This is a genomic window from Streptomyces sp. NPDC056580, assembly GCF_042793175.1.
GTDB lineage: Bacteria > Actinomycetota > Actinomycetes > Streptomycetales > Streptomycetaceae > Streptomyces.
The window spans coordinates 79,214-100,764 of record NZ_JBHTVE010000018.1; the positions used below are offsets into that span (position 1 = coordinate 79,214).

14 protein-coding genes and 8 pseudogenes are annotated in these 21,551 nt (G+C 69.1%); 10 read left to right on the plus strand and 12 right to left on the minus strand.

Features of this window, described 5'->3' with window-relative positions:
• Positions 1 to 6: 6 nt before the first annotated feature.
• The 6 genes and pseudogenes from ACFQ9Z_RS33125 to ACFQ9Z_RS33150 all read right to left on the minus strand — a co-directional run bounded on the left by ACFQ9Z_RS33125 (position 7) and on the right by ACFQ9Z_RS33150 (position 5,293).
• Positions 7 to 385 (minus strand): annotated as a pseudogene (locus ACFQ9Z_RS33125) (DUF2267 domain-containing protein).
• 108 nt (positions 386 to 493) lie between these two features.
• The gene (locus ACFQ9Z_RS33130; RefSeq protein WP_383028265.1) at positions 494 to 1,783 is read right to left on the minus strand and encodes a glycosyltransferase; all 1,290 of its coding nucleotides are present in this window, start codon (positions 1,781 to 1,783) and stop codon (positions 494 to 496) included.
• Positions 1,784 to 2,639: 856 nt separating this feature from the next.
• Positions 2,640 to 3,901 (minus strand): annotated as a pseudogene (locus ACFQ9Z_RS33135) (NF041680 family putative transposase); the annotation flags it as partial.
• Positions 3,902 to 4,033: 132 nt separating this feature from the next.
• Positions 4,034 to 4,213 (minus strand): annotated as a pseudogene (locus tag ACFQ9Z_RS33140) (hypothetical protein); the annotation flags it as partial.
• Positions 4,201 to 4,387 (minus strand): annotated as a pseudogene (locus ACFQ9Z_RS33145) (hypothetical protein); the annotation flags it as partial. The pseudogenes ACFQ9Z_RS33140 and ACFQ9Z_RS33145, both read right to left, overlap by 13 nt.
• Before the next feature lie 39 nt (positions 4,388 to 4,426).
• Positions 4,427 to 5,293, minus strand: a complete 867-nt coding sequence (locus tag ACFQ9Z_RS33150; RefSeq protein ID WP_383028270.1) for a helix-turn-helix domain-containing protein — start codon at positions 5,291 to 5,293, stop codon at positions 4,427 to 4,429.
• Between the two features lie 114 nt (positions 5,294 to 5,407).
• On the opposite strand from ACFQ9Z_RS33150, the gene ACFQ9Z_RS33155 reads away from it, so the two are divergent.
• The 3 genes and pseudogenes from ACFQ9Z_RS33155 to ACFQ9Z_RS33165 all read left to right on the plus strand — a co-directional run.
• A complete protein-coding gene (locus tag ACFQ9Z_RS33155) occupies positions 5,408 to 6,106 on the plus strand; it encodes an SDR family NAD(P)-dependent oxidoreductase (RefSeq protein WP_383028275.1) in 699 nt (232 codons plus the stop codon).
• 146 nt (positions 6,107 to 6,252) lie between these two features.
• Positions 6,253 to 6,923: pseudogene (locus ACFQ9Z_RS33160) on the plus strand (transposase).
• Positions 6,924 to 7,181: 258 nt separating this feature from the next.
• Positions 7,182 to 7,324: pseudogene (locus tag ACFQ9Z_RS33165) on the plus strand (transposase); the annotation flags it as partial.
• A 149-nt stretch (positions 7,325 to 7,473) separates the two neighbouring features.
• Here ACFQ9Z_RS33165 and ACFQ9Z_RS33170 read toward each other — a convergent pair.
• Both ACFQ9Z_RS33170 and ACFQ9Z_RS33175 read right to left on the minus strand, forming a co-directional pair.
• Positions 7,474 to 8,085 (minus strand): hypothetical protein, encoded by a 612-nt coding sequence (locus tag ACFQ9Z_RS33170; protein WP_383028278.1) that lies wholly within the window; start codon positions 8,083 to 8,085, stop codon positions 7,474 to 7,476.
• 140 nt (positions 8,086 to 8,225) lie between these two features.
• Positions 8,226 to 8,705: an ATP-binding protein gene (locus tag ACFQ9Z_RS33175; RefSeq protein WP_383028281.1), complete on the minus strand. Its 480-nt coding sequence runs from the start codon at positions 8,703 to 8,705 to the stop codon at positions 8,226 to 8,228.
• On the opposite strand from ACFQ9Z_RS33175, the gene ACFQ9Z_RS33180 reads away from it, so the two are divergent.
• Positions 8,704 to 9,243: an STAS domain-containing protein gene (locus tag ACFQ9Z_RS33180; RefSeq protein WP_383028284.1), complete on the plus strand. Its 540-nt coding sequence runs from the start codon at positions 8,704 to 8,706 to the stop codon at positions 9,241 to 9,243. The two genes, ACFQ9Z_RS33175 and ACFQ9Z_RS33180, sit on opposite strands and share 2 nt — an antisense overlap.
• Positions 9,244 to 9,670: 427 nt before the next feature.
• Here the strand turns inward: ACFQ9Z_RS33180 and ACFQ9Z_RS33185 are convergent, their stop codons facing one another.
• Together ACFQ9Z_RS33185 and ACFQ9Z_RS33190 are read right to left on the minus strand one after the other, a co-directional pair.
• Positions 9,671 to 10,114, minus strand: coding sequence for a helix-turn-helix transcriptional regulator (locus ACFQ9Z_RS33185; protein WP_383028289.1), 444 nt, complete (start codon positions 10,112 to 10,114; stop codon positions 9,671 to 9,673).
• 314 nt (positions 10,115 to 10,428) lie between these two features.
• Positions 10,429 to 11,034, minus strand: coding sequence for a helix-turn-helix domain-containing protein (locus ACFQ9Z_RS33190; protein ID WP_383028294.1), 606 nt, complete (start codon positions 11,032 to 11,034; stop codon positions 10,429 to 10,431).
• A 143-nt stretch (positions 11,035 to 11,177) separates the two neighbouring features.
• Between ACFQ9Z_RS33190 and ACFQ9Z_RS33195 the strand changes: the two genes are divergently transcribed.
• The 3 genes and pseudogenes from ACFQ9Z_RS33195 to ACFQ9Z_RS33205 all read left to right on the plus strand — a co-directional run bounded on the left by ACFQ9Z_RS33195 (position 11,178) and on the right by ACFQ9Z_RS33205 (position 15,111).
• Positions 11,178 to 12,164, plus strand: coding sequence for an alpha/beta fold hydrolase (locus ACFQ9Z_RS33195; protein WP_383028299.1), 987 nt, complete (start codon positions 11,178 to 11,180; stop codon positions 12,162 to 12,164).
• A gap of 244 nt (positions 12,165 to 12,408) precedes the next feature.
• A pseudogene (locus ACFQ9Z_RS33200) lies at positions 12,409 to 12,666 on the plus strand (transposase); the annotation flags it as partial.
• A gap of 297 nt (positions 12,667 to 12,963) precedes the next feature.
• A complete protein-coding gene (locus ACFQ9Z_RS33205) occupies positions 12,964 to 15,111 on the plus strand; it encodes a potassium transporter Kup (protein WP_383028304.1) in 2,148 nt (715 codons plus the stop codon).
• Between the two features lie 166 nt (positions 15,112 to 15,277).
• Here the strand turns inward: ACFQ9Z_RS33205 and ACFQ9Z_RS33210 are convergent.
• Both ACFQ9Z_RS33210 and ACFQ9Z_RS33215 read right to left on the minus strand, forming a co-directional pair.
• Positions 15,278 to 15,769: pseudogene (locus tag ACFQ9Z_RS33210) on the minus strand (IS630 family transposase); the annotation flags it as partial.
• A 341-nt stretch (positions 15,770 to 16,110) separates the two neighbouring features.
• Positions 16,111 to 17,706 (minus strand): zinc ribbon domain-containing protein, encoded by a 1,596-nt coding sequence (locus ACFQ9Z_RS33215; protein WP_383028307.1) that lies wholly within the window; start codon positions 17,704 to 17,706, stop codon positions 16,111 to 16,113.
• A gap of 537 nt (positions 17,707 to 18,243) precedes the next feature.
• Here ACFQ9Z_RS33215 and ACFQ9Z_RS33220 point away from each other — a divergent pair.
• From ACFQ9Z_RS33220 to ACFQ9Z_RS33230, 3 genes are all read left to right on the plus strand, one after another.
• Positions 18,244 to 18,795, plus strand: coding sequence for a SigE family RNA polymerase sigma factor (locus tag ACFQ9Z_RS33220; protein WP_383028311.1), 552 nt, complete (start codon positions 18,244 to 18,246; stop codon positions 18,793 to 18,795).
• Positions 18,792 to 20,012 (plus strand): WD40 repeat domain-containing protein, encoded by a 1,221-nt coding sequence (locus ACFQ9Z_RS33225; protein ID WP_383028316.1) that lies wholly within the window; start codon positions 18,792 to 18,794, stop codon positions 20,010 to 20,012. Before ACFQ9Z_RS33220 ends, ACFQ9Z_RS33225 begins: the two co-directional genes overlap by 4 nt.
• Positions 20,013 to 20,493: 481 nt before the next feature.
• On the plus strand, positions 20,494 to 21,435 hold the full coding sequence (locus ACFQ9Z_RS33230) for a hypothetical protein (protein ID WP_383028319.1): 942 nt from the start codon (positions 20,494 to 20,496) through the stop codon (positions 21,433 to 21,435).
• The last annotated feature ends 116 nt before the right edge of the window (positions 21,436 to 21,551 follow it).

Here is a 21,551-nt window from a genome sequence, read left to right on the forward strand (position 1 = left end):
GCCTCCCTAGGGCCTGGCGTCGACGAGCTCGCCGAACTCCGTGGGCAGCTGGGCCAGTACATGACGGAACTCGCCGCTGCTGACCGCGTCGCGCAGGGTGCTCGGTTCCGCACGCACTCCCTCGCGGGTCTCGTCCGGGCGCAGGCGGGAACGCCGGCTCACCCGGTTGGCGAACTCCTCCAGTCCGAAGACCCTCCGCCTCCGGTGTCGGGGCGTCGAGTGGTGTCTGCAGCGGCTTGGGCGGCTCCGCCACGAGATCGTCCGCCTCGCCCCTGGTGAGCCGCTCGGCCAGGGTTTCCAACGTCGCACGGGCAAGGGTCTCCGGCTTGTCCCGGGGGACGTGGGAGCGCCGGGACACCGTGTCGATGAAGGCTTCGCAATCCATGAGCTGTCTCCTGGTGTTCTTGTCGCCCCGGTCCCGCGGCTCTCGTTCCGGGAAGGAGGTCCCGGGGCACCCATCCGTCAGGGAGCGCCCGCGTGCGGCCCGGCCGGGTCACACGCGGGCCACGTTCCGATAGAGCGAGGTCTGCTGCAGCAGTTGACGGTCGTCCAGGAAGTTCTCCCGGACCCGGCGCCGGGCACCGGCCCCCAGCGCAGCCGCAAGGCAGCGATCACCCACCAGACTGCCCGTCTGCGCGGCGAAGGACACGCTGTCGCTGGGATCATCGAGCAGAATGCCGTGGACTCCGTGCTCGATCTGGTCACGGATGCCACCGACGGCACTGGCGACGACCGGGCGTCCCTTCCACATGGCCTCCGTGACGGTGAGGCCGAATCCCTCCGCCAGGCTCTTCTGTGTCACCACCGCCGCCGAGCACTGCAGGGCGTTGACGATCACCGCGTTCTCCTCCATATCGGCCATCGACAGGCATACCAGGTGCGCCCGAGTGCGCACCCGATCCGGCAGCCGGTGCCACAGCGCCGCGCATTCCGCGAAGACCCGCCCGCCCTCGGGATCGTCGGTGACACCGGTGACATCCGGGCCCACCAGGGCCAGGTGGGCCCCGTCCAGGCTGCCGCCGGCCTCGGCGAACGACGACAGCACGCCGGCCATGTCCTTCAGCGGGTCCCAGCGGGAGACCTGCACGATGAGCGGCGCGTCAGCGGGTGGTGGCGAGGCGCTGTACAGGCAGGTCGGATCCCGCCGTACCCGGCCCACCGAACCGTCGCCTCGCCGGTAGATCGCCGGCCCGTCCCGGTCCGCAGGCGCGCGCAGACCGATCCGGCCCAGGATGGCCGCAGCCGCCGAGGGGGCCAGGGGCCGGTTCTTGGCCGACAGGGGATCGATCGACGGCCGGATCACGGCGACCCGCCGCCCGGCGAGCCACCCGGGAACGTACTGCTCCCGCGAGAACACGTAGGCATCCGCCGTCTCCAGCCAGGGCCGCAGAAACGCCCATGCCCGGTCGGTGTACCGATTGGGGTCGTCCGTGCCGACATGGCACCGCCAGACCACCCTCGCCCCGGCCCGCCGCAGGTGGGCGACGAGGCCGGCGGTCTGCGGATCGTGGAGGGTGACCACGTCTCCCGGCCGTACCGCGCCCAGCAAGGCGCGTGCATTGGCCTCGCAGACTGCCGCGTAATGCTCGGCTCCGGCTCGGTCGAGTGGTGGGCCGGAGCCGTCAGCCCCGTGCAGGAAGTGGTGCAACTGCTTGGTCAGGGCGAAGAAGGTGGGATCTCCCCGCATGGTGTACCAATGGGCGTCGAGCCCCGCACCACGGGAGTATCGCTGCAGCCGGTGCAGCATCTCGGCCACACCGCCACCGTTCATCGTCGAGTTCACGTCGATGACCCGGCGGCCAGCGAGCGCTTCTCTTACCTTGTGGAAGGCGGTGTCCAGCTCGCCGGCCCGGGCGGGCCCGACCGTGCCGCTGAGCAGGAGCGGAGCGGCGCCGGTGACGTGGGCTTCCGGGAGTACCGGTGGCGCGGCATTCGGTCCCTGGGGAGGGACGGTCAGCGGTTGTAGGGAGCCGATATATGCCATAGTGCCTCCGCCCGCACGTCGGCTGGAGCATTCGGGACTTTTGCCCGTCGTCCCAGGTTGCGGTCACGGACAGTCCGCTGCATGCCCCCGGCGGTACCAATGCCATAGAAGGCGTTCGACCCGCCAGGGCAAGCGGCGACTGGGCTCGGCAGAGGCGATGGTCTCCTCCGGCGGACCGCGTCTGTCACGCCGGGGTGTCCCGGACACGGCTCGGCAGAAGAGCGGATCTACGCCGAACGGTGCGGTAGGCGAGGGCCCCGGTTGCCGGGTGCACCCATCTGGTATCGATGCGATGCCCTGACCTTCGCCGCCGGGTATCAACTGATGTTCGTCTCGGTGTGCCCCACAGGCCGTGCCGAACAGGTCCGGCACGGCAGGCGCCGGGGCCCTCATAGACGTGATGCCCGATCGTGCCGATGTTGAGGGCTGTACGCCCGGGCATGGGAGGAGGAGTCGGCTGGCGTTGCAGAACCTCGAGGGCCTCCGGGCGGCTCACTATCTCATGCTGAGACACCCAACGCCCCATGGAGTGCGCGCTCAGTATGGGGGCATCGGTGCCGCGACCGCCGGTGGCCTTGGAGCCTTGGCGGCCCCCGCTGAACGTTGTCCGGGCGATCACGTGACGTTCGCTTGGTTGCTCGCTGTACCTGAGCTGCCGGTCGGAGGTGCTCGGTTTCTCCCAGGGCCGGCGGAGGTCCACGGCGAGGGGTCGGGCGAGCCGGAGCTGGGTGTGGGCGACGATCAAGATCCAGGTCCAGCGGTCCGCCGCCTCGGGAGTGCGGAGTTTCGGCGTCGTACAGCCCAGGGTCTGCTTCGCGAAGCGGAAGATGTGCTCCAGGTCGAAGCGGCGGAGGAATGCCTGCCAGAGGCGGTCCACATCGTCCGGGGTGGCACCGGTCTTGGAGGACCATGACCACAGTGGTGGAGCATCCCGGTCCTTCGAGACAGGTGCTCGACCTTCAGCCGCAGCAACGTGCCCTCGACCAAGCGAAGTTCACCGTCGTGGTCGAGCCATGAGGAGCGATGGGTGAGCCGGGGGTGGACCCGGTCCCATGCCTGTGTCTCGGCCTTGCCGTAGTTGGTGGTGTCGGTGACCGTGGTGACCGTGGTGATCGCGGGCTCGTGGCCCATCTCCGGGGCGCTAGCCAGGTCTCCGGCTTGGTGAACCGGAACTCCGGGCCGTGCTTGGGCGGCCGTTGACACCGGGCGATCTCGGTGGTTTCGGCAGCCGCATCACGCGGTAGGAGCGGACCCGGCCGACCAGCTCGACCGGCAGGTCGCGCAGGACCCAGGCCAGGCGGGTGACGTCGTAGCCGGCATCGCTGACGATCACGATGTCCGGGTTCTCAGCCTGCCACTGGCCAGCGGTGATGAGCCGTTCAACGACCCCTCGGAGCTGGGCGGCGGTGACCGCGGTCGCGTCGTCTGCCGGGCCGAGCCGGTCCGCGTCCAGGATCGCGGTCCAGGACGTGGCCCCCGGCTCCAGCACGGCCACGAGGGAGTAGGGCCAGCCCGGAATGAACTGCGACGCGGTCTTCCCCCGACCGTAGACGTGGCAGAACAGGCGCTCTGCCGAGCACGGCGCATCTGAGCGAAGCCATGGCGACATGCCGACTGCCAGGACCAGGCGCCGCCGTCGAAACGCGGCAGCGGCAGGGCGGCCAGCAACGTCCGCAGCCGGCCGACGTCGATCCGGCCGTGGTTCAGGCCGCCGTACATTGCTCCGTGCCCGCGCCGATGTTCGGGCAACAGTGTCAAGTCCACCGGGGACTTCACCGCGCCGTCCGCGCACAGCACTGCGTCCGCCAGCTCGAACAACTCATCGCGCCGAGCGGTCAGACACTCGTAGAAATCCTCCCGGAAGCGTGACGCCTCTGCGAACGCCTCCCACCGCACAGCAACAGACCGCAGACTCAACCGCACGGCCTTTGCCTCGGTCACGTGTACCTTGGTCAGAGCACATGATCAGATGAAGGCCGCCCCCAAGTCAGCTGAACCGCATAACCAGAGATCAAGTTCGAGCGGCGCTCGGACGCCTTTTTGTGCAGCTCAGGCGGCAACCAGTGAGGCATGGATCCGACTGACGGCGCGCAGGACCTCGTCCCGGTTCTTCGCGCGCTTGATCCATACCGGGAGGCGAGCCACCAAAGTCATCTTCTGTCCGGTGTCGTACCAGGGCGCTCGTTCGCGCAGCGACGCTTGGACGAAGCGGCGGATCAAGTGATCAATGAGTGGTCCGGGTGAGGGTCTTTGATCCAGATCATCAAGGCGCGCAGGTATATGGCGAGGCAGCTGTCTGGGGTCCTACCGGATGGTGATGCCTCGCCAGGCCCTGAGCTTGTTGATCAGGCCCTCGACGGTGTGCCTCTCCTGGTAGAGGTCAGCATCGTGGTTCGGCGCTCGCCGCGCACATGCAACCGGTCGATCGACGCTTAGGTCGGATCAGTTGTGCGTCGTGGCCGGTGGGCCGGCGATGGCGGTGAGCCGGAGCTTGGTCTCGTCCTCACTGCCGGGCACGGCGGTCATGATGACGATCTTGAGCTCGGAGTCGCCGTCGGTCAGGACGTCGCAGTCCACCGTGACCGTGCCCACCGACGGGTGGTCGATGGTCTTGTGGTCCTCGCGGTGCGCGGCCACCTCTCCGGTCGCCCATAGCTCGGCGAACCTCCTGTTGCCCGCGTTCAGATCGCGGATCAGCGCGGCCAAGCGGCGGTCCTGGGGGAAGCGGCCGGTGGCGCGTCGCAGGTCGGAGACGACGGCGGCGTCGGTGGCGTCGCGGTCCGCCTCGGTCACCGGCCACAGCGCGAGGTGGGCGGGGCCGGCGTGCACCGGGAACCTGTCGCGGGCGAAGTTGCGCAGCCGCGGCGGCGAGGCGGAGGGGTCACCCAGCAGCGCGGCCCACCCACGGTTCCACCACACCAGTTGCCAGTCCGCCGCGAACACAGCGACTGCCACGTCCCCGAGGCGGGCGAGCACCCGCTGGACGCCGGGCGAGAGATGGTCAGAGATCGCGCCGTCCACCGGCCGTACCAGCTGGGCCAGCCGGTACAGGTGGTCCCGCTCGGCGGTGGACAGCTGCAGGGCGCGCGCCAGGGACGCCACCACCGACGCTGAGGGTGTCGTGGCCCGCCCCTGTTCCAGGCGCACGATGTAGTCGACCGATACTCCGGCCAGGTCAGCCAATTCCTCACGCCGCAGCCCGGCCGCCCGGCGCCCGCGGGCCACCGGCAGCCCGGCGGCCGACGGAGGCAGCCGGTCCCGCCACGTGCGGATCATCACGCCCAGTCCGGTACCGGGTGTCGTCGACATGACGTCCATCCTCCTGCATCCCCGGACGTGCATGGGCACGCGAGGGTGGTACTTGTCTTCCTACCGTCGAAGCGTCCCTGGTCCGCCTCCTTCGTCGGGATCAGTATCGAACGCATGACCATCACCTTCATCACCGGAGCCAACAAGGGTCTCGGCCGCGAGACCGCCCGCCGCCTGATCGAGTGTGGCCACACTGTGCTCGTCGGAGCCCGCAACCGCGAGCAGGGCGAGGAGGCTGCCGCCGCGCTCGGCGCACGCTACGTCCCCATCGACGTGACCGACGACGCGTCCGTGGCCGCCGCGGCCGCGGACGTCGCCGAACACGAGGGCAGGATCGACGTCCTGATCAACAATGCTGGTGTGCACGGCCCCGTCGGCGATCCCAGCGACCTCACCGCCGCCGACGCCCGCGCCGTCCTCGACGTCAACGTCATCGGGGTCGTCCGCACCACGACCGCGTTCTTGCCGTTGCTGCGCCGCTCGGACGACCCTGTGATCGTCAACGTCAGCAGCGGTATGGGCTCCCTCGCCCTCACCCACGATCCCAGCCGGCCCGAGTCGCACATCGTTGCGCCGCTGTACACCTCCTCGAAAGCGGCACTGACGATGTTGACCACGCAGTACGCCAACGGACTCAAAGGCATCCGCGTCAACGCCGCCGACCCCGGCTACACCGCGACCGACCTCAACGGTCACAGCGGCCCCCAAACCGTCACCGAGGGCACGGACGCGATCGTCGCCCTCGCCACCGAGGCGTCCAGTGCCGGCACCGGACGGTTCGTCTCCCGCCACGGCGAGATCGCTTGGGCCTGAAACCGGCCGTGCCGGATCAGCCACTCCAGACGACAAGGACATCACGTAGTCGTCGCAGTATCCGGGCAGCTCCAGGGCGCAGATCGGATCGTGATCAATCTGCGGGATTCGTCCTCGCGGCGGCCCGAACCGGTAGATCTTCTTGCGTGACTCGAGTGCAACTGGTGGACGTCGAATGGGAGTTCATCGAGCCGTACCTGCCGATCGGCGGGTACGGCCCCTACCCCGAGCGGCTGCGGCAGCAGTACGAGGGCGTGATTTGGCGGTTCAAGACCGGCGGCCAGTGGCGGGAGATGCCGCAGGAGTTCGGTGCCTGGCCGACCGTTCACAACCGCTTCCGGCAGTGGCGTGACGCAGGCGTCTTCGAGGCCCTGCTGGAGGGCCTGATCGCGGAAGCCGCGAAGCGGGGTGCGGTGGACCTGTCCCTGGTCAGCGTCGACTCCACCACCGCGCGCGCCCACCACGACGCCGTCGGCATGCACCTGGGCGAGGATGTCCTCACCGCCCTGGAGAAAGCCGCGGCTGAGGAGGAGAAGACCAAGTCAAAGGGGACAGCGGCGAACGCGGCATCAAGGCCGTCATCCCGGAGAAGAAGGACCAGGCCGCCAATCGGAAGAAGAAGGGCAGCGGCGGCGGCCGGCCTGCCAGGCACGACGCCGACCTGTACAAGGAGAGGAACACAGTCGAGCGCCTGATCAACAAGCTCAAGGCATGGCGAGGCACCGCCACCCGATACGACAAGACCCCGGACAGCTACCTTGCGGGCCTCCGCGCCTCGATGATCTGGATCAAGGACCTCACACGAACCACCCCTTGATCACAACCAAATACGCGCCCTAGAACGACCCGAGCGGCCTGCGCGCAACTGGGGCATCGCACAATGATCGAGCTGATGAAGTCGTACTCGGTACTGCGCGGATCGCGGAACCGACCAGAGAGCAAGGCCATCCGGTGAGTATGCAACTGCACCGCAGACCAGCGCATCCCGATTCGGCTCATCACTCCCAGAACCGTAGGCCGCCTGCCAGGAGCAGGACGGAGTGATCCTGCAGTCCGCCGGGGCGAGCTGACGGAAATGGTGTGGGAGCGGATAGCGCCCTTGCTGCCGAGAGTTGACGGGCAGGGCGGCCGTGGCGGAACCACCGGCAGGTCATCAACGGCGTGCTGTGGCGCTTGCGGACCAGCACGCCCTGGCGGGAGGTGCCCGGGCGCTACGGCACGGTGACGGTCTGCGCCGCACTCCGGCGAACGAGCAGCCGAAGGCTACGGCCCGTTGACCGACCTCGCGGCTTCCTCGTGATCGACTGATAAAGATGAGGCCAGATCTTCAAGTCTGTGCCGCTCGGAGGGTACGGATCAGTTGCTGACTACGCGGGAGGGGCGTAAGGGTTCGCGTTGGACACCGGTGGGCCACCCCACCGTGCCCCCGGTGGCGGGACAGGGACCCAGTCCGGGCCCCGGTTATCCAGCCACCACCTACCGATGGTGTGGAACTTCTCCTCGAAGCTGTGATCCCAGTTGAGGAACGCGGTGATCGGTGCCCGCAGGCGAGTACGGCGGCCGCCCGCTTCGTAGATCACGACGGTCCGGCTCCCGAAGAGAGACTCGATCTGGATGGCTTGGACGCTCGACCACGGGATGGTCCGGCGGCGGAGGTTGTGCACGATGGCCGCTGATGGCGTCAGAGTGACCCCGAAGAGCCGGGAGGCGATCGGCAGAACACACCACACGAGCAGTGAGACCAGATGGAGACCATGCGGTCCCCCGTCCAACCAGAACAGGACCTGGGAGGCCACGATGATGATGCCGGGCAGCATGGACAGCAAGCACTGGAGGGGCGTCAATCGGTACCGGATGTGCGCCGGCGGCATAGCTGCGACCTGCGATTGCTCCATCGATCCCCGCCCCCTCACTCGATGCAGCCAGTGGTGGCTCATCATCGCGATGGCAGCATGGCGGACCAGAGGCGCCGTGTCCATCTGCCTACTCTCGGGAGCTCGGGACGAAGAGGTCGTGCCAGACGCATGGCAGCTCGTGCGAGGAACGCCAGGGAGGCTGGAGGACCCGTTCGCTGCCAGGCTGCTTGGGTGAGAGATCTGTGGAGGTGGGCGCCGTGCCCTTAAAGGGGGCGTCGTCCGGCGACCGCACCGCCCGGGTCGTCCAGCAGGGCGATGCGGGCGGTGATGCGTTTCCCGACGGGTTCCCGCTGTGCTTCGAAGCCCTGGGCGACGGCCATGACGATCTCCAGGCCGTGCTGGCCCACCCGGCCGGCATCCGCGGCCCGGGCGATCGGCAAGACCGGGTCGGAGTCCCACACGACGACCTCGACCGTGTCACCGGCGATCCGCAAATCCAGCAGCAGCGGCCCCGGAGCGTACTTGAGAGCGTTGGTGACCAGCTCGCTCACCACCAGTTGGGTGAGGTCCATGGCGCGCTGGGAGACCGGCAGGCCGTGGTCGGCCTGGACCCGGGTGAGGAAGTCGGCGGCCAGGTGCCGTGCCTCGGCGATGACCGTGCCGGTCCCGTCCAAGGCCACTGTGGTCTGGATGGCCTGTTCGCCAGGCGTGGTGCCTTCCTCGCCCACAGGGGCTGCTTCCATGACGGCCGCCTTCACTATCTTGTTCACACCGCGCGCGTTTACCCGCGCCAAAGAAGGTGACGCCTGGCGCCCCGTGTTGTCTTCGTCTCACTCAGGCATCACCTCGTGCCGTGCAGGGCACCGATTCCCGCGAGGCCATGGCTGTGCCAGTATCACCGACATGGCTGAAAAAGGAGTGGCGGATACCGAACAGGCCGTGCAGGCGGGCGAGCTGTCGACCGCTATTTCTGTCACCGACGGTATCCATGTGCTGACCGTCGTCGGGGAGATCGATCACGAGACCGGTGACACGTTCCGCCAAGCCCTCGAAGTCCCGGACGCGCCCCGGCCCCGCGTCGTGGTGGAGCTGGGGCAGGTGACCTTCATGGACTCGAGCGGCATCAACGTCCTCATCACCGCCCACCGCGCTTTCAGCGACACCGGTGGCTGGCTCCGCCTGGCCCGACCCTGCGAATCCGTGCAACGCGTTCTGCACCTCGTCGGCATCGACACCGTCATCGACTGCCACGAAACCCTCCGCCAGGCGCTCATCGAGTGACCGGTCACACCCGTTACTCGGCACGTGCACAGGGCTGCCTTGGCCGTACCGAGGCCGACGGGGTGTTGTTGGTTCTCACCATCAGGCCGGCCCAGGGGCGTTCAGCCGGGACAACGAGCCGCCGGGGCGAGCGCGATGAACCCAGGCGAACGGCCCCGCACGAGCCGCCGCCGAGCACCAACAGACTTGGAAAGCGTGCGGGTCGGCGGCGTACGTCGCCGCGGGCAGCACTACTCGGTGCGCGTCAGCGCCCCGCTCGCGTTCCACCAAGTCGCGCTGAAGTATTGCGCCGCACTCGCCGACGGTGGCTCCGCTCCGGCTGGCCGCAAGGCGTGTCGCCCGTATGCCGACCGGATCGCAGCAGTGGCAACAGCTCCATAATGATCTCCGGCGGACAAGACTCTTCCCTGATGGCGGTCGGCTGCCGTCACTGCAGTATTGCTCCCGGTGCTCGTTCTGCGGCTTGCGCGAGCTGGTCGGCCAGATTCTTGAGCGCCTGCCGTAGTTCGTCGGGCTGGTGGATGGTGAAGGGCCATTCCAGGGAGGCGAGCAGGTGCGCCATGCCGTCCAGCCGTTCTGCCCGTGCCTGCATCAGGACGCTGGCGGGTTGGGCGGTGAGGGTCACGGCGGAACGCGGCAGGCGGCGGGCGATCTCATCGAGGGGGCCATGGATCGTCACCTCGACCTGCCAGCGGTAGGGCCCCTGGGCCAGGGTCGAGGTGAGGTGGGCGACAGGGTCGAAGCCGTCCGGTGCGGTGAAGTTGTCGGCTCGGGAGGTGACGGAGGTGATGCGGTCGATGCGGAAGGTACGCAGGCTGTCGCGGAGATGGTCGTGGCCGACGACGTACCAGCGGCCGGTGTGGAAGACCACGCCGTAGGGGTCGATGTCGCGCTCGGTGTGCTCCTGGCGCCAGACTGCTCGACCGGAGCCGACACCTCTTCAGCGACCGCGTGCTGCGCCGACGTAAGTGGGAAGCCGGGGTGGACAGCTGAGACCGCACCCTGGTCCACCCGCTCAGGGAGCGGCACATCAACTTCCTGGACCGCTACCTGTTCAACATCAAGGCCAGCGGCCCCGGCCAGGGCCTGCGCCCCTTCCGCGCCCCCGACGCCGCTGAGGACGACGAGGAAGAGGCCTGGCATCCTGGGCGTATCCCGGACGTCAGGCCGTTCGTTCGCTGCTTGCTACCGCGCCCTGGGGCCGGGGGCGGGCGGGGTGCGCGGTCGCAGGCGCTCTCCCTGCGGCCCGAACATGATCAGGTACTCGACCGGGCCGGCGGGGCCGGCGTTCGCGATCCCATGGGGATTGCGGGTGTCGAACTCGGCGACGTCCCCGGCGCTCAGGAGAAGGTCCTGGTCGCCGAGTGCGAGCCACAGCCGCCCGTACAGGACGCACAGCCATTCCCAGCCGTCGTGGGAGACCTGCCGGGGCCGCGCGGGCGGCTCCTGGACGGCGGGTAGGACGTGTTTGTGGGCGTGCAGGCCCCCGACGTACCGGGTCAGCGGCAGCACCGCCTTGTCGTCGCCGAAACGCTGGAGCGCGGAGGTGCGGGGCTCGGCGGCGGGAGCGGTGCCGGCCAGCTCGTCCAGGGAGACGCCGTACTCCTTCGCCAACTGCAGCACCACTTCCAGGGTGGGCTTGCGTCGGCTGGTCTCGATCCGCGACAGCGTGCTCGGGGAGATGCCGGTCACGCGGCTGACGGCGGTGAGCGTGGAGCCGCGGTGTTCGCGTGCGGCCCGCAGCCGGGGGCCCATGGCCGCCAGCATGTCGGCCACGTCATCGCCTGTCACCCGCTCTGCCCCCTCTGGACGTGCCGCTCCACCATCCTGTCCTGCAAGTTTGCCAGATTGGCAAGGGTAATCGCGGTGCACGGTCGCTGCGCCGCATGATCGAGGCGTACCTGCGTCCACCCGCGAACCGAGGAGAAGCCCCCATGCCGCCTGAGCAGTCCGCCGCACTCCGCCACCGCACCGTCGAGGCCCCGGCCGGGCGCCTTCACCTGGTCGAGCAGGGCACCGGCCCGCTGGTCCTGCTCGTGCACGGCTTCCCCGAGTCCTGGTACTCCTGGCGCCGCCAGCTCCCGGCCCTCGCCGCAGCCGGCTACCGGGCGGTGGCGATCGACGTGCGCGGCTACGGCCGCTCCTCCAAGCCTGCGGAGACCGATGCCTACCGGATGCTGGACCTGGTGGAGGACAACGTCGCCATCGTGCACGCCCTCGGCGAGGAGAACGCGGTGGTCGTCGGCCACGACTGGGGCTCCAACATCGCCGCCGCCTCCGCCCTGCTCCACCCCGAGGTCTTCCGGGCCGTCGCCCTGCTGAGCGTCCCGTACGCGCCACCCGGCGGCCCCCGCCCCACCGACATCTTCGGCCAGATCGGGGGCCCCGAGCATGAGTTCTACGTCTCCTACTTCCAGGAGCCCGGCCGCGCCGAGACGGAGATCGAGCCTGACGTGCGGGGCTGGCTCGCGGGCTTCTACGCCGCCCTGTCCGCCGACACCATGCCCGCCCAGGGCGAGCCCGACCCCCACTTCGTCGCCCACGGCGGCCGACTGCGGGACCGTTTTCCCGCCGGCATCCTCCCGGCCTGGCTGGCCGAGGACGACCTCGACGTTTACGCCGGAGAGTTCGAGCGCACGGGTCTGACGGGCGCCCTCAACCGCTACCGCAACGTGGACCGCGACTGGGAGGACCTCGCCCCCCACCGCGGCGCCCCGATCAAGCAGCCGTCCCTGTTCATCGGCGGCGCCCTGGACGCCTCCACCACCTGGATGTCCGACGCTATCGACGCCTTCCCCACCACCCTCCCCGGCCTGACCGCCTCCCACCTCGTAGAGGGCTGCGGCCACTGGATCCAGCAGGAACGCCCCGAGGAGATCAACCGTCTGTTGACCGGCTGGCTCAACACCCTCACTGGTTGAACCGCCAGGCGCGGCCGGGGCTTCTGTACATGGAACAGCTCGGCCCGCGTACCCGAGCGCAGCGGCTACGGCCGGGTGCTGCGTGATTCTCACAAATGACCAGTTGCGAGAGTTCTGCGAACACGCCGGTGCTGCTCACGAATCCGCAGGTGGCCGTCGCAGAGCCCTCTCAAAACCAGCAATCAAGCAGCAAACGCGGTGTGGGTCGACGGCGGCTACCGCCAGCACCTCGTCGAGCACGCCGGGATTCACGCCGATCCCGAAACGGTGGGCGGTCGAACGGACCTACGGCTGGCTCATGCTCCACCGACGTCTCGCCCGCGACTACGAGACCCTGTCCGCGCGCTCCGAAGCCATGATTCACATCGCCATGTCCGACCTCATGGCCCGCCGACTCATCGGCGAGAACACCATTTCCTGGCGCGACCCGACATCAACAGACCAACCCGCGTCACGCGATGAAACAACGGGCGAAAACGACCTCGAAGTGGGCTCAGCTTGACACTGCGACACCCTCGCCTGGGCCGTCTCTGGGCCATCCGGGGGTGCTCAACGACGACCAAGGCTGACAACCATTGACAGCTAGTCGCAGGTCGCGGTGTTGATCAATCACACAGCCGCAGGTCAGGGACCGGTCCTTCACTTCTTCGACTACTGATCGCAGCCAACCACGCTTGATTTGCCCATTGAAACTCCAGCCCAAAGCCGCTCCGTAAGGTGTTTGGCGGTCCGGAAGAGTGGGGTGTGGTTCTTAAAGTCGCTTACCCCCGGTGGCTCCGGTGGAGTGGCCGCCAGGGAGGTGAAGGCCGAACCGGGCGGCGAGCGATCCGCGTCGCCGAGCCGCACAGTCGACAGCATGGGGGCGCCGTTCGAGACTAGGCGGCGCTCACCCACTGGTGATCGCGCCGACGATTTGCAATGTCCGCCCCGATGCACCGGGCCTGCAGCACACCAGCCCGCGAGGAGGAGAGTCACCATGGCTGATCGCCGACAGGGGGCCGCGTCGGGTGAAGGATTCGCAGCGCGGCCGCCGGACGGTCGTCGTGCGAGCGCGCAGGACACGGTGCGCCTCGCGCTGGTGATCGGCGCCCTCGGGGTGGTCTTCGGCGACATCGGGACCAGCCCGATCTACACCCTCCAGACCGTGTTCAACCCGAGTGACCCGCACCCCGTCCCGGTAAGCACGCAGAACGTGTACGGGGTGGTGTCGCTGGTGTTCTGGTCGGTAATGATCATCGTTACGGTCACCTATGTGCTGCTGGCGATGCGCGTCGACAACGAAGGCGAGGGCGGCATCATGGCGCTGATCACCCTGCTGCGGCGCTGGAGCTCACAGCGCGGTCGGCGGGCCGCCGCCGTACTGGCCGCGCTGGGCATCTTCGGGGCGTCGCTGTTCTTCGGCGACAGCATGATCACCCCGGCGATCTCGGTCCTGTCCTCGGTCGAGGGGCTCAAGGTCGTCGAGCCGTCACTGGCCAGCGCCGTCGTGCCCATCACCGCGGTGATCATCGTGCTGTTGTTCCTGGTGCAGCGCAGAGGAACAGCGGCAGTGGGTCGGGTGTTCGGTCCGGTCATGATTGCCTGGTTCGTGGCCATCGGCGCATGCGGCGTCGCCGGCATCGCCGACCACCCGGGCATCCTCAGGGCTCTGTCGCCGACCTACGCCGTGGGCTTTCTGGCCGGCCATTTCGGCACCGCCTTCTACGCCCTGGCCGCGGTCGTGCTCGCGGTCACCGGCGCCGAGGCGCTCTACGCCGACATGGGGCACTTCGGCCGCCGGGCCATCACCCGCGCCTGGATGTTCCTCGTCTTCCCCGCCTGCATCCTGAGCTACCTCGGCCAGGGCGCGCTGATCCTCGCCGATCCGCACAACATCAGCAGCCCGTTCTTCCTGCTCGTGCCCGACTGGGGACGCTGGCCGTTGATCCTGCTGGCCACGGCCGCCACTGTGATCGCCTCGCAGGCGGTGATCACCGGCGCCTACTCGGTCGCCTCCCAGGCCGCCAAGCTCGGCTACCTGCCGAGGCTGCGGATCGCGCACACCTCCGAATCCACCATCGGCCAGATCTACGTCCCCTGGATCAACTGGCTGCTGATGGTCTCGGTCCTCACCCTGGTCTTCGCCTTCCGCAGCTCCACGGCGCTGGCCTACGCGTTCGGTATGGCGGTCACTGGCACCATCACCATCAGCACCCTGCTGTTCTTCTACATCGCCCGCGCGAAATGGGGCACGCCCGTATGGCTGGTCACCATCGGCGCAACCGTGCTGCTCTCCGTGGACCTGCTGTTCGTGGCGGCCAACCTGACCAAGTTCGTCCACGGCGCGTGGCTGCCGCTGCTGATCGGCCTCACCGTATTCACCGTGATGACGACCTGGCAGCGCGGTCGTGAGCTTGTCACTGCGGAGCGAGCGCGTCAGGAAGGCCCGCTGCCCGAGTTCGTCGACGACCTCCGTACGGGGAAGGTGGCGACGCTCCGGATCCCGGGCACGGCCGTTTTCCTCAACCGGGGCAAGCAGACCGTGCCACTGGCCATGCGGGCCAACGTCGAGCACAACCACGTGCGACATGACCAGGTCGTGATCTTGTGTATCGAGACCGAGCCCGTGCCCCGCGTCCTGGCCGGCCAGCGGATCGTCGTCGACGACCTCGGCTATGCCGACGATGGGATCATCCACGTCACCGCGCGGTTCGGCTACATGGAGAGACCGGACGTGCCTGGCATCCTGGCGATGCTCACCCCGGCCGAGACCGAAGGACCGTTGCAGCTCGACCAGGCGTCCTACTTCCTGTCGAAGATCGAGCTCCGGCGCGGGAAGGCACCGACGATGGCGCCCTGGCGCAAGCGGCTGTTCATCGCCACCTCCTACATCACGGCTGACGCCGCCGAGTACTTCGGCCTTCCCCGCGACCGCACCGTCATCATGGGCTCGCAGATCGAGGTGTAGGCCAGTCCGGCGCGAGGGAAGGGACGATGTGAAAGGTCGCCGGGGTCGGGCGCCGTACCGCCACCGTCACGGATGCGACAGCGTGAGCGGACCGAACGACCCAGAGGTGGGCATTGAGGGGGCTGGCTGCTGCCGGGCTGTGACTGAGCCCGTGGTGGGCGCCCCGCTAGTGATCTGAGTCAGAGATTCGTCGGCAGTGGGTGGCGACTTTGCCGAGGATCTCGTCGGCGGTCTTCGTCCAGACGAAGGGTCTGGGGTGTTCGTTCCAGTCGGCGAGCCAGGTTCGGATGTCGCGTTCGAGGGCTTGGACGGAGCGGTCGACGCCACGGCGGAGCTTCTTGCTGGTCAGTTCGCCGAACCATCGCTCCACCAGGTTCAGCCACGATGAGCCGGTCGGTGTGAAGTGCAGATGGAAGCGGGGGTGTGCCAGCAGCCACTTCTTGATGGCGGGCGTCTTGTGGGTGGCGTAGTTGTCCAGGATCAGATGCACATCGAGGTTCGCGGGTACTTCCTTGTCGAGCTTGGTCAGGAACTTCTAGAACTCGGTGGCCCGGTGCCGCCGGTGCAGTGAAACGATCACCTTGCCGCTGGGCACTTCCAGGGCCGCGACCACGGTCGGCGAGCACGGCCGCGCCCTGCTCGCCGACGACGGCGACCCGAGACGCACTTCCAGCGGGCACTCGCCGCGCACGCCGATTCACGTCGGCTGCCCCACCGGGCCCGCACCCACCTGGCCTTCGGCGAGCACCTGCGGCGCTCCCGCCACCGGGTCGACGCCCGCGAGCACCTGCGCACCGCGCTGGCGCTCTTCGAGGACCTCGGCGCCACCCCCTGGGCCGAGCGGGCCGCGCAGCAGCTGCGCGCCTCCGGGGAGACCGCCCGTCGCCGCGATGCCACCACCGCCACCGAGCTGACCCCGGAGTGCCAGGTCGCCGCCCTGGTCCGGCAGGGCCTGTGAACCTCCCCGGCCTGAAGGCCGGGGCTTCTGTCTTGTGCGCTTCAGGCGACGCGGGCGGGGGCCCTGCCAGCACCCTGACGGGTGGTGGTGTCGTCTGAAATGGCAGCGCGGTCGACAGCTACACCCGACACAGTGGTGCGTGTGCGGGTGGCCCGGTTCTGGGCGCTACGCCGTTCTTCCCTGCACGCTTGCGCACCAGAGCGTGCGAGGACTTGCTGGTGGTAGGCGTGCAGTGACCGCTGGAGTGGACTCCAGCTGGTCTGGGACCGGCGATACGTGACCTCCACACGGAGGTCTGGATCCGGGACGTACGTCCCGTCGTTGTCGGCGAGCGTAAGGATGTTTACGCCGCCCACGGCGTCCCGATGGCACCGGAACCCGCAACGCGTGTTCTTGCAGATGTATTCGCGGCCGCGGACCTTCGTCCGCGTGTTGCACTCCGGACACGTCTGCGAGGAGTGGGCTTCGTTGATGTGCTCGAGCTTCAGCCCGGTCTTGTACTGCAGGTAGTCTTCCTGCCGGCCGCGGGACCACTGCGACAGCTGCTGCCGCGTCGACCTTGATGCCCGCCGCTTCTTGTTCGTGTTCTTCTCGATGCCGCGGACGTCGCCGGCGACGAGGCGCACACCGACGACGGTGTCCGGGCCGGACTCCTTCTTGTGATGCTCGGTCCACGTTGCGTGGACTTCACGGGTGAACTTCTCGGCTTTCGCGGACACCTGGTGGTCAAAGTCGTGCAGCCGGCGTTCCGTCTTTGCTTCGACCTTCTTCTTCGCCGCGACCAGGCGCCGGTGCTTCCGAGAGCCGTTCTTGCACCGGGACATGCGGGAGGTCAGCCGGGCCACGACCTTGTTGCGGTACCGCTTCGCCGAACGCCCCTGCCGGCCGTTGAGGACCTTAACCTGCACCCTGCCGTCGGGCATCTTCGCGGCGAGGGTCATCGGGTTGATGATGCCCTCGTCGATGGCGATGGTGACGGTGGGCCTTCCCTCCGCAGGCGCGGGCAGGACCTCACCTGGGGCAGAGTAGGAGATGTGCAGCGACCACGACCTGGCGTTTCGGTCCCAGCACAGGCGTATCTCACCCCAGTTCTTCGGTGGGACCGGATGGCCGCTGCGGGAGGTGACCTCGGGCAGCGACAGCACGATCCGGCCGCGGCCACGGCCGAAAGAAAGCGCAAGCCGGCCTTCGGGAGTGACCCGCCAGCCGAAACCCGCGGTGAACGACAACGGCCGGTACTTCTTCTCCCGCCAGGGCGCCCGCGCGTTCAACCTCAGAGCACGGTTTGCTCGCGACGTCGCGACCGCATCCCACAGGTCGTATGCGACGGCCTGCGCCGTATGGGCGTGGAAGGGCCGGTCCTCGGCTGGGAGTGAGGTGACGAACCTGCGCACGTCCTCCTTGCCAGGGGTTTCACCTGCCTCCCACTGCCCGCGCAGCCACACCACTGAGCGATTCCACAATCCAGCGGCAGCATGGCACGCCGCGTGGACTCGCAGATGGTCTGCCCGGTTCAGCCAGACAGGAACTATCGCGGTACGGCCGACAAGGCCGGAATCCTTCCGCGCTTTCATCGACGCGAGGCGTGCGGCAACCGCCCGCGGAACCTTCTTCTCCGCCTCAATGTTCTTGGACATCGCCACACCCCCTCACCGATTTCCGACGCCCACGGTCCCGGCAGCGGACGATCGCCGCAATCCGGGTCAGCGCACTGCCAGGCAAGTTGAAGGCTACGGCCCACCACTGACAACCGGCCGTCGAGCCATCGGAACGAAGCGTGCTCCGCCGCTGCGCGGCTCCGGGCTCAAGATGAGCTAACCCAGGCGTAAACGCCCGGGCTTGCGCTCAAGAAGATGGTCAAACAGGGATGGGGCGCCGGCGAACGCTTGGGGAGGCCAAGTGCCCAGGCCCAGCCTTCGCCGGCGTCGACGAGGGCCTGCTCGGGGCAGCTGCCTCATGTGCCCCCCTGGAGCGGCGTCGATCACCGTCGAGCGCCCTTCCGCGGCCCCCGGGCCGGTCCGGGGAGGGAGCTCGTGCGTGAGCACCGCAGCGGCCATCGGCCGGCGACGGCAACTTTTTTCCGGCGGCAGGCATAGCGGGCCGCCTCTCCGGGCGTCACTTGGGTGACAGGGGGGCGGACAGCGGGTCGGCCCCGGGGGACGGGGAAGGTGACGATGGATGCCCAGGCGGAGGAGAGCTTCCGGGAGTTCGTGGCGGGGCGGTCGACGGCGCTGCTGAGGACGGCCGTCCTGCTGACCGGCGGGGACCGCCACGCCGCCGAGGACCTGCTGCAGACCGCGCTGGTCAAGGCGGCCGGGCGGTGGTCGCGTATCGACGAACCGGAGGCCTATGTCCGGCGCGTCCTGTACCGGCAGCAGATCAGCCGCTGGCGGTCGGCGTGGCGCCGGCGGGAGGTAGTGGTCGCCGAGCCGCCGGAGGCCGGTGCGGCCGCGGACGGCCCGGGCGCCGCCGAGCTGCGGCTCGTGCTGCGGACCGCTCTGTCCCGGCTTACCCCGCGCCAGCGCACCGTTCTGGTGCTGCGCTACTTCGAGGACCTGCCGGAGGCCGACGTGGCCCGGCTGTTGGGCTGCTCCGTCGGCACCGTGCGGTCCACCACCCACCGCTCCCTGGCCCGGCTGCGCGCCCTCGCGCCCGAACTCGCCTCGCTCGGCGGCACCGGCCAGGGGCTGTCCCCTGACTTCTCGACCGTGGAGGTGCAGCCGTGAACGCCGAGGAACTCGTGCGCGAGGCACTGCGCGAACAGGCCGCAGAACAGGGGCCGCCCGCACCGGGGTTCGCCGACCGGGTGCTGGCGGTCCGGCGCCGCCGCCGGGCCCGTCGGCTGGTGTCCGCCGCCGTGGTCGCCGCCGCCGTGGTCGCCGTGGTCGCCGGGGTGCCGCTGCTGGACGAGGGCGGCAAGCACGACGTACGGCCCGCGGGCGTGCTCAACTCCGGTGATGTGAAGGCCCACCCGGACCAGTCGCCGCCGCGGGACCTGATCGCGGCCGGACGGAGCGCGTTGGCCGCCTACTACACGACGGGGATCGTCAGGCGGAGCGCGGAGCGGGCGGTCGGCCTGCGCACCTACTGGCTGCTGAACCCGGGCACCGGCAGGTACGAGAAGGACACCCGGTGGTCGTACGTCGCCGTCGCCCCCGGTCTGCGCACCGCCGCCGTGCTGGAGCGTACGCTGCCCGCCGCCCGGATCGGGCTGCTCGACCTCGCGACGGGGGAGGTCGAGCGGTGGATCCCGGTGGACCGGGGCGTCGGAGGGCTCGCGTTCTCGAGTGACGGCCGCAAGCTGGTCGCCACGACTTACGACGACAGCCCCGACCAGTACGAATGGCGCGTCGGCCCCAAACCTGGCACCAGCACGTGGTTCCCGCGTTCCGGCGTCCGGATTCGGACCGGCTTCGAGGTCGTGGACGTGGCCTCCGGCAAGGGCTCCTGGGCTGGTGTGTCCGCGGACCGCGTCGAGAACTCCCGTGAGGACTTCGCCTTCAGTCGCGACGGCGCCCTCGTGTTCGCGATGATCGTGGGTGGGAGGGACGGGATGGAGCAGTTCTACGATCTCCGGGGCCGGGAGGCCGCCGCGCCCGCGAACGAGCGGTACCTGCGGTCGGACGTCGGCGCGCGGCTGTCCCCGGACGGCAGGCTCGCCGCCTGGGGGTTGGTGAGGGAGCGGCACGGCGCCTCGTACTCCGCGATCCGCGACCCCCTGACCGGCAGGCGCCTGGCCGAGGTGCGGGGCGCCGAGCTGCTCGCCTGGGTCGACGACAAGCGGCTGATCGCCTGGGAGAGGGTGCCCGGCTCGACCAGCTACCGGCCCCGGCTGGTGCTGGTCACCATCGGCAGCGACAACGCCGTACCGCTCAGCGGCGTCCGAGAGCAGCCCGCCGAGATGTTCCGGCAGCCCTGGACGCCTGTCTTCGCCGAACGCTGATTCAGGCCGCGACGAGCCGCTCGTACACCTCCCGCAGCCCGCCGGCCGTCTCCCGGCCGGCGGGCAGCAGGGGCAGGCGTACCGGGCCCGCGGGCAGGCCGAGCCGGTCGACAGACGCACGGACCGTTCAGTCGGAGGGCACCGTGCCAAGCCTCTACCGGCTGTTCGGCGTTTGGATGCGAGTGGCGGCCTCCCTGACCGACCAGCCTCCCTACTGCTGACCGCCGCGAGCGAGATCACCGAAGATTCGCCGGGTCGTGTCCTCGATGCCGGTCGTTCGTTGACCGGTTCGTGGTGCTTCGTCATGAGCTGACTGATGAGCCGTGGGCGGTGACCGAGTCGTTCCCGGCTCCTTCCCGGGCGGGCCGGGCGGCGCGGCGCCGTCGCCAGGCGGTGAACGCGAAGCCGTGCGAGCCGTCCACCGGGGCGACCCGGCGACGGCACCCGGCCGAGGGCCGCGACTCCACCACCGTGCCGGCCCATGGAAGGTAGGACGACACAGGCCAACCGGGAGCGCCTGGTCAGAACGCTGACATTCTGGCTGCGCCCCGCGTTCGCGCTGCGGATCGTCAACCGGTTCCAGAAGATCCTCGGCTTCGACCGCTCGATGGCCCTGGCGTCCAGCGCCCTGACGGCCCTGGTCCCGCTGTCCATCCTCCTCGGCACCGTCTTCGTGCACTACGACGCCGCCGAACGGATCATCAAACGCTACGGCCTCACCGGGGCAGGCGCCGCGGCGGTCAGCTCGCTCTTCTCCTCCTCCGGGGAGCCCAGCGCGAGCTTCGGCGTCTTCGGCGTCGTCTTCCTGATGATCTCGGTGCTGAGTTTCACGCGCGCCGCGCAGCGGCTCTTCGAACAGACATGGGAGCTCAAGCCCCTCAGCGTGCGCAACACACGCAACGGCTTGTGGTGGATCCTCAGCCTCGGCGGCTACGCCGCGGTCATGGCACTGCTCTCCGCGCTCCTCGGCGGATACGCCCTGGGGCTGGTCGCCCTGGCGTGTGAAGTACCGGTGACCGCGGCCTTCCTCGTCTGGAGCGGCTGGATCCTGTCCGCGAAGCGGATCGGATGGACGGACCTGCTTCCCTTCGGCGTCACCGGCGCCGCTCTCACGGCGGCCTATTCGGTCGGCGCGACCATCTACATGCCGCGTCTCTTCGACTCCTCCGCGACACGCTACGGGGTGGTCGGTGCGGTCTTCGCGATGATCTCCGCACTCTTCGCAGGGATGCTCTGCCTGGTCGCGTCTGCGGCGACGGGACGCGAAGTACGGGAGGAGCTGGGCCGGATCCGTGAAGGCCACCGTCCTTCCGAGCGCGAGGTCCGCCGGCAGTGGGACAACGTGGTCGAGCAGGCCCGGTCACGGTGGCGCAGGGTGCGGGGAGAGATCTCCCGCCGCCCGACCGAGGGACCCGGCAAGTGAGGTGGAGCAGGGCTCGCGGCCGGCCGTACCCGGGCGCGACGCCCGACGACTCGCCGGCTGCCTGCGGTGTGCCTAACGTCGTTTTTGTGGCACGAGGCATTCGGAGGGACGGGAGG

Coding starts and splice junctions, on each gene's coding strand:
- ACFQ9Z_RS33150 (WP_383028270.1), bottom strand. CDS start 5,293: ATGTCGACGACACCCGGTACCGGACTGGGCGTGATGATCCGCACGTGG.
- ACFQ9Z_RS33155 (WP_383028275.1), top strand. CDS start 5,408: ATGACCATCACCTTCATCACCGGAGCCAACAAGGGTCTCGGCCGCGAG.
- ACFQ9Z_RS33170 (WP_383028278.1), bottom strand. CDS start 8,085: ATGGACACGGCGCCTCTGGTCCGCCATGCTGCCATCGCGATGATGAGC.
- ACFQ9Z_RS33180 (WP_383028284.1), top strand. CDS start 8,704: ATGACGGCCGCCTTCACTATCTTGTTCACACCGCGCGCGTTTACCCGC.
- ACFQ9Z_RS33175 (WP_383028281.1), bottom strand. CDS start 8,705: ATGGAAGCAGCCCCTGTGGGCGAGGAAGGCACCACGCCTGGCGAACAG.
- ACFQ9Z_RS33195 (WP_383028299.1), top strand. CDS start 11,178: ATGCCGCCTGAGCAGTCCGCCGCACTCCGCCACCGCACCGTCGAGGCC.
- ACFQ9Z_RS33215 (WP_383028307.1), bottom strand. CDS start 17,706: ATGTCCAAGAACATTGAGGCGGAGAAGAAGGTTCCGCGGGCGGTTGCC.
- ACFQ9Z_RS33220 (WP_383028311.1), top strand. CDS start 18,244: ATGGATGCCCAGGCGGAGGAGAGCTTCCGGGAGTTCGTGGCGGGGCGG.
- ACFQ9Z_RS33230 (WP_383028319.1), top strand. CDS start 20,494: ATGGAAGGTAGGACGACACAGGCCAACCGGGAGCGCCTGGTCAGAACG.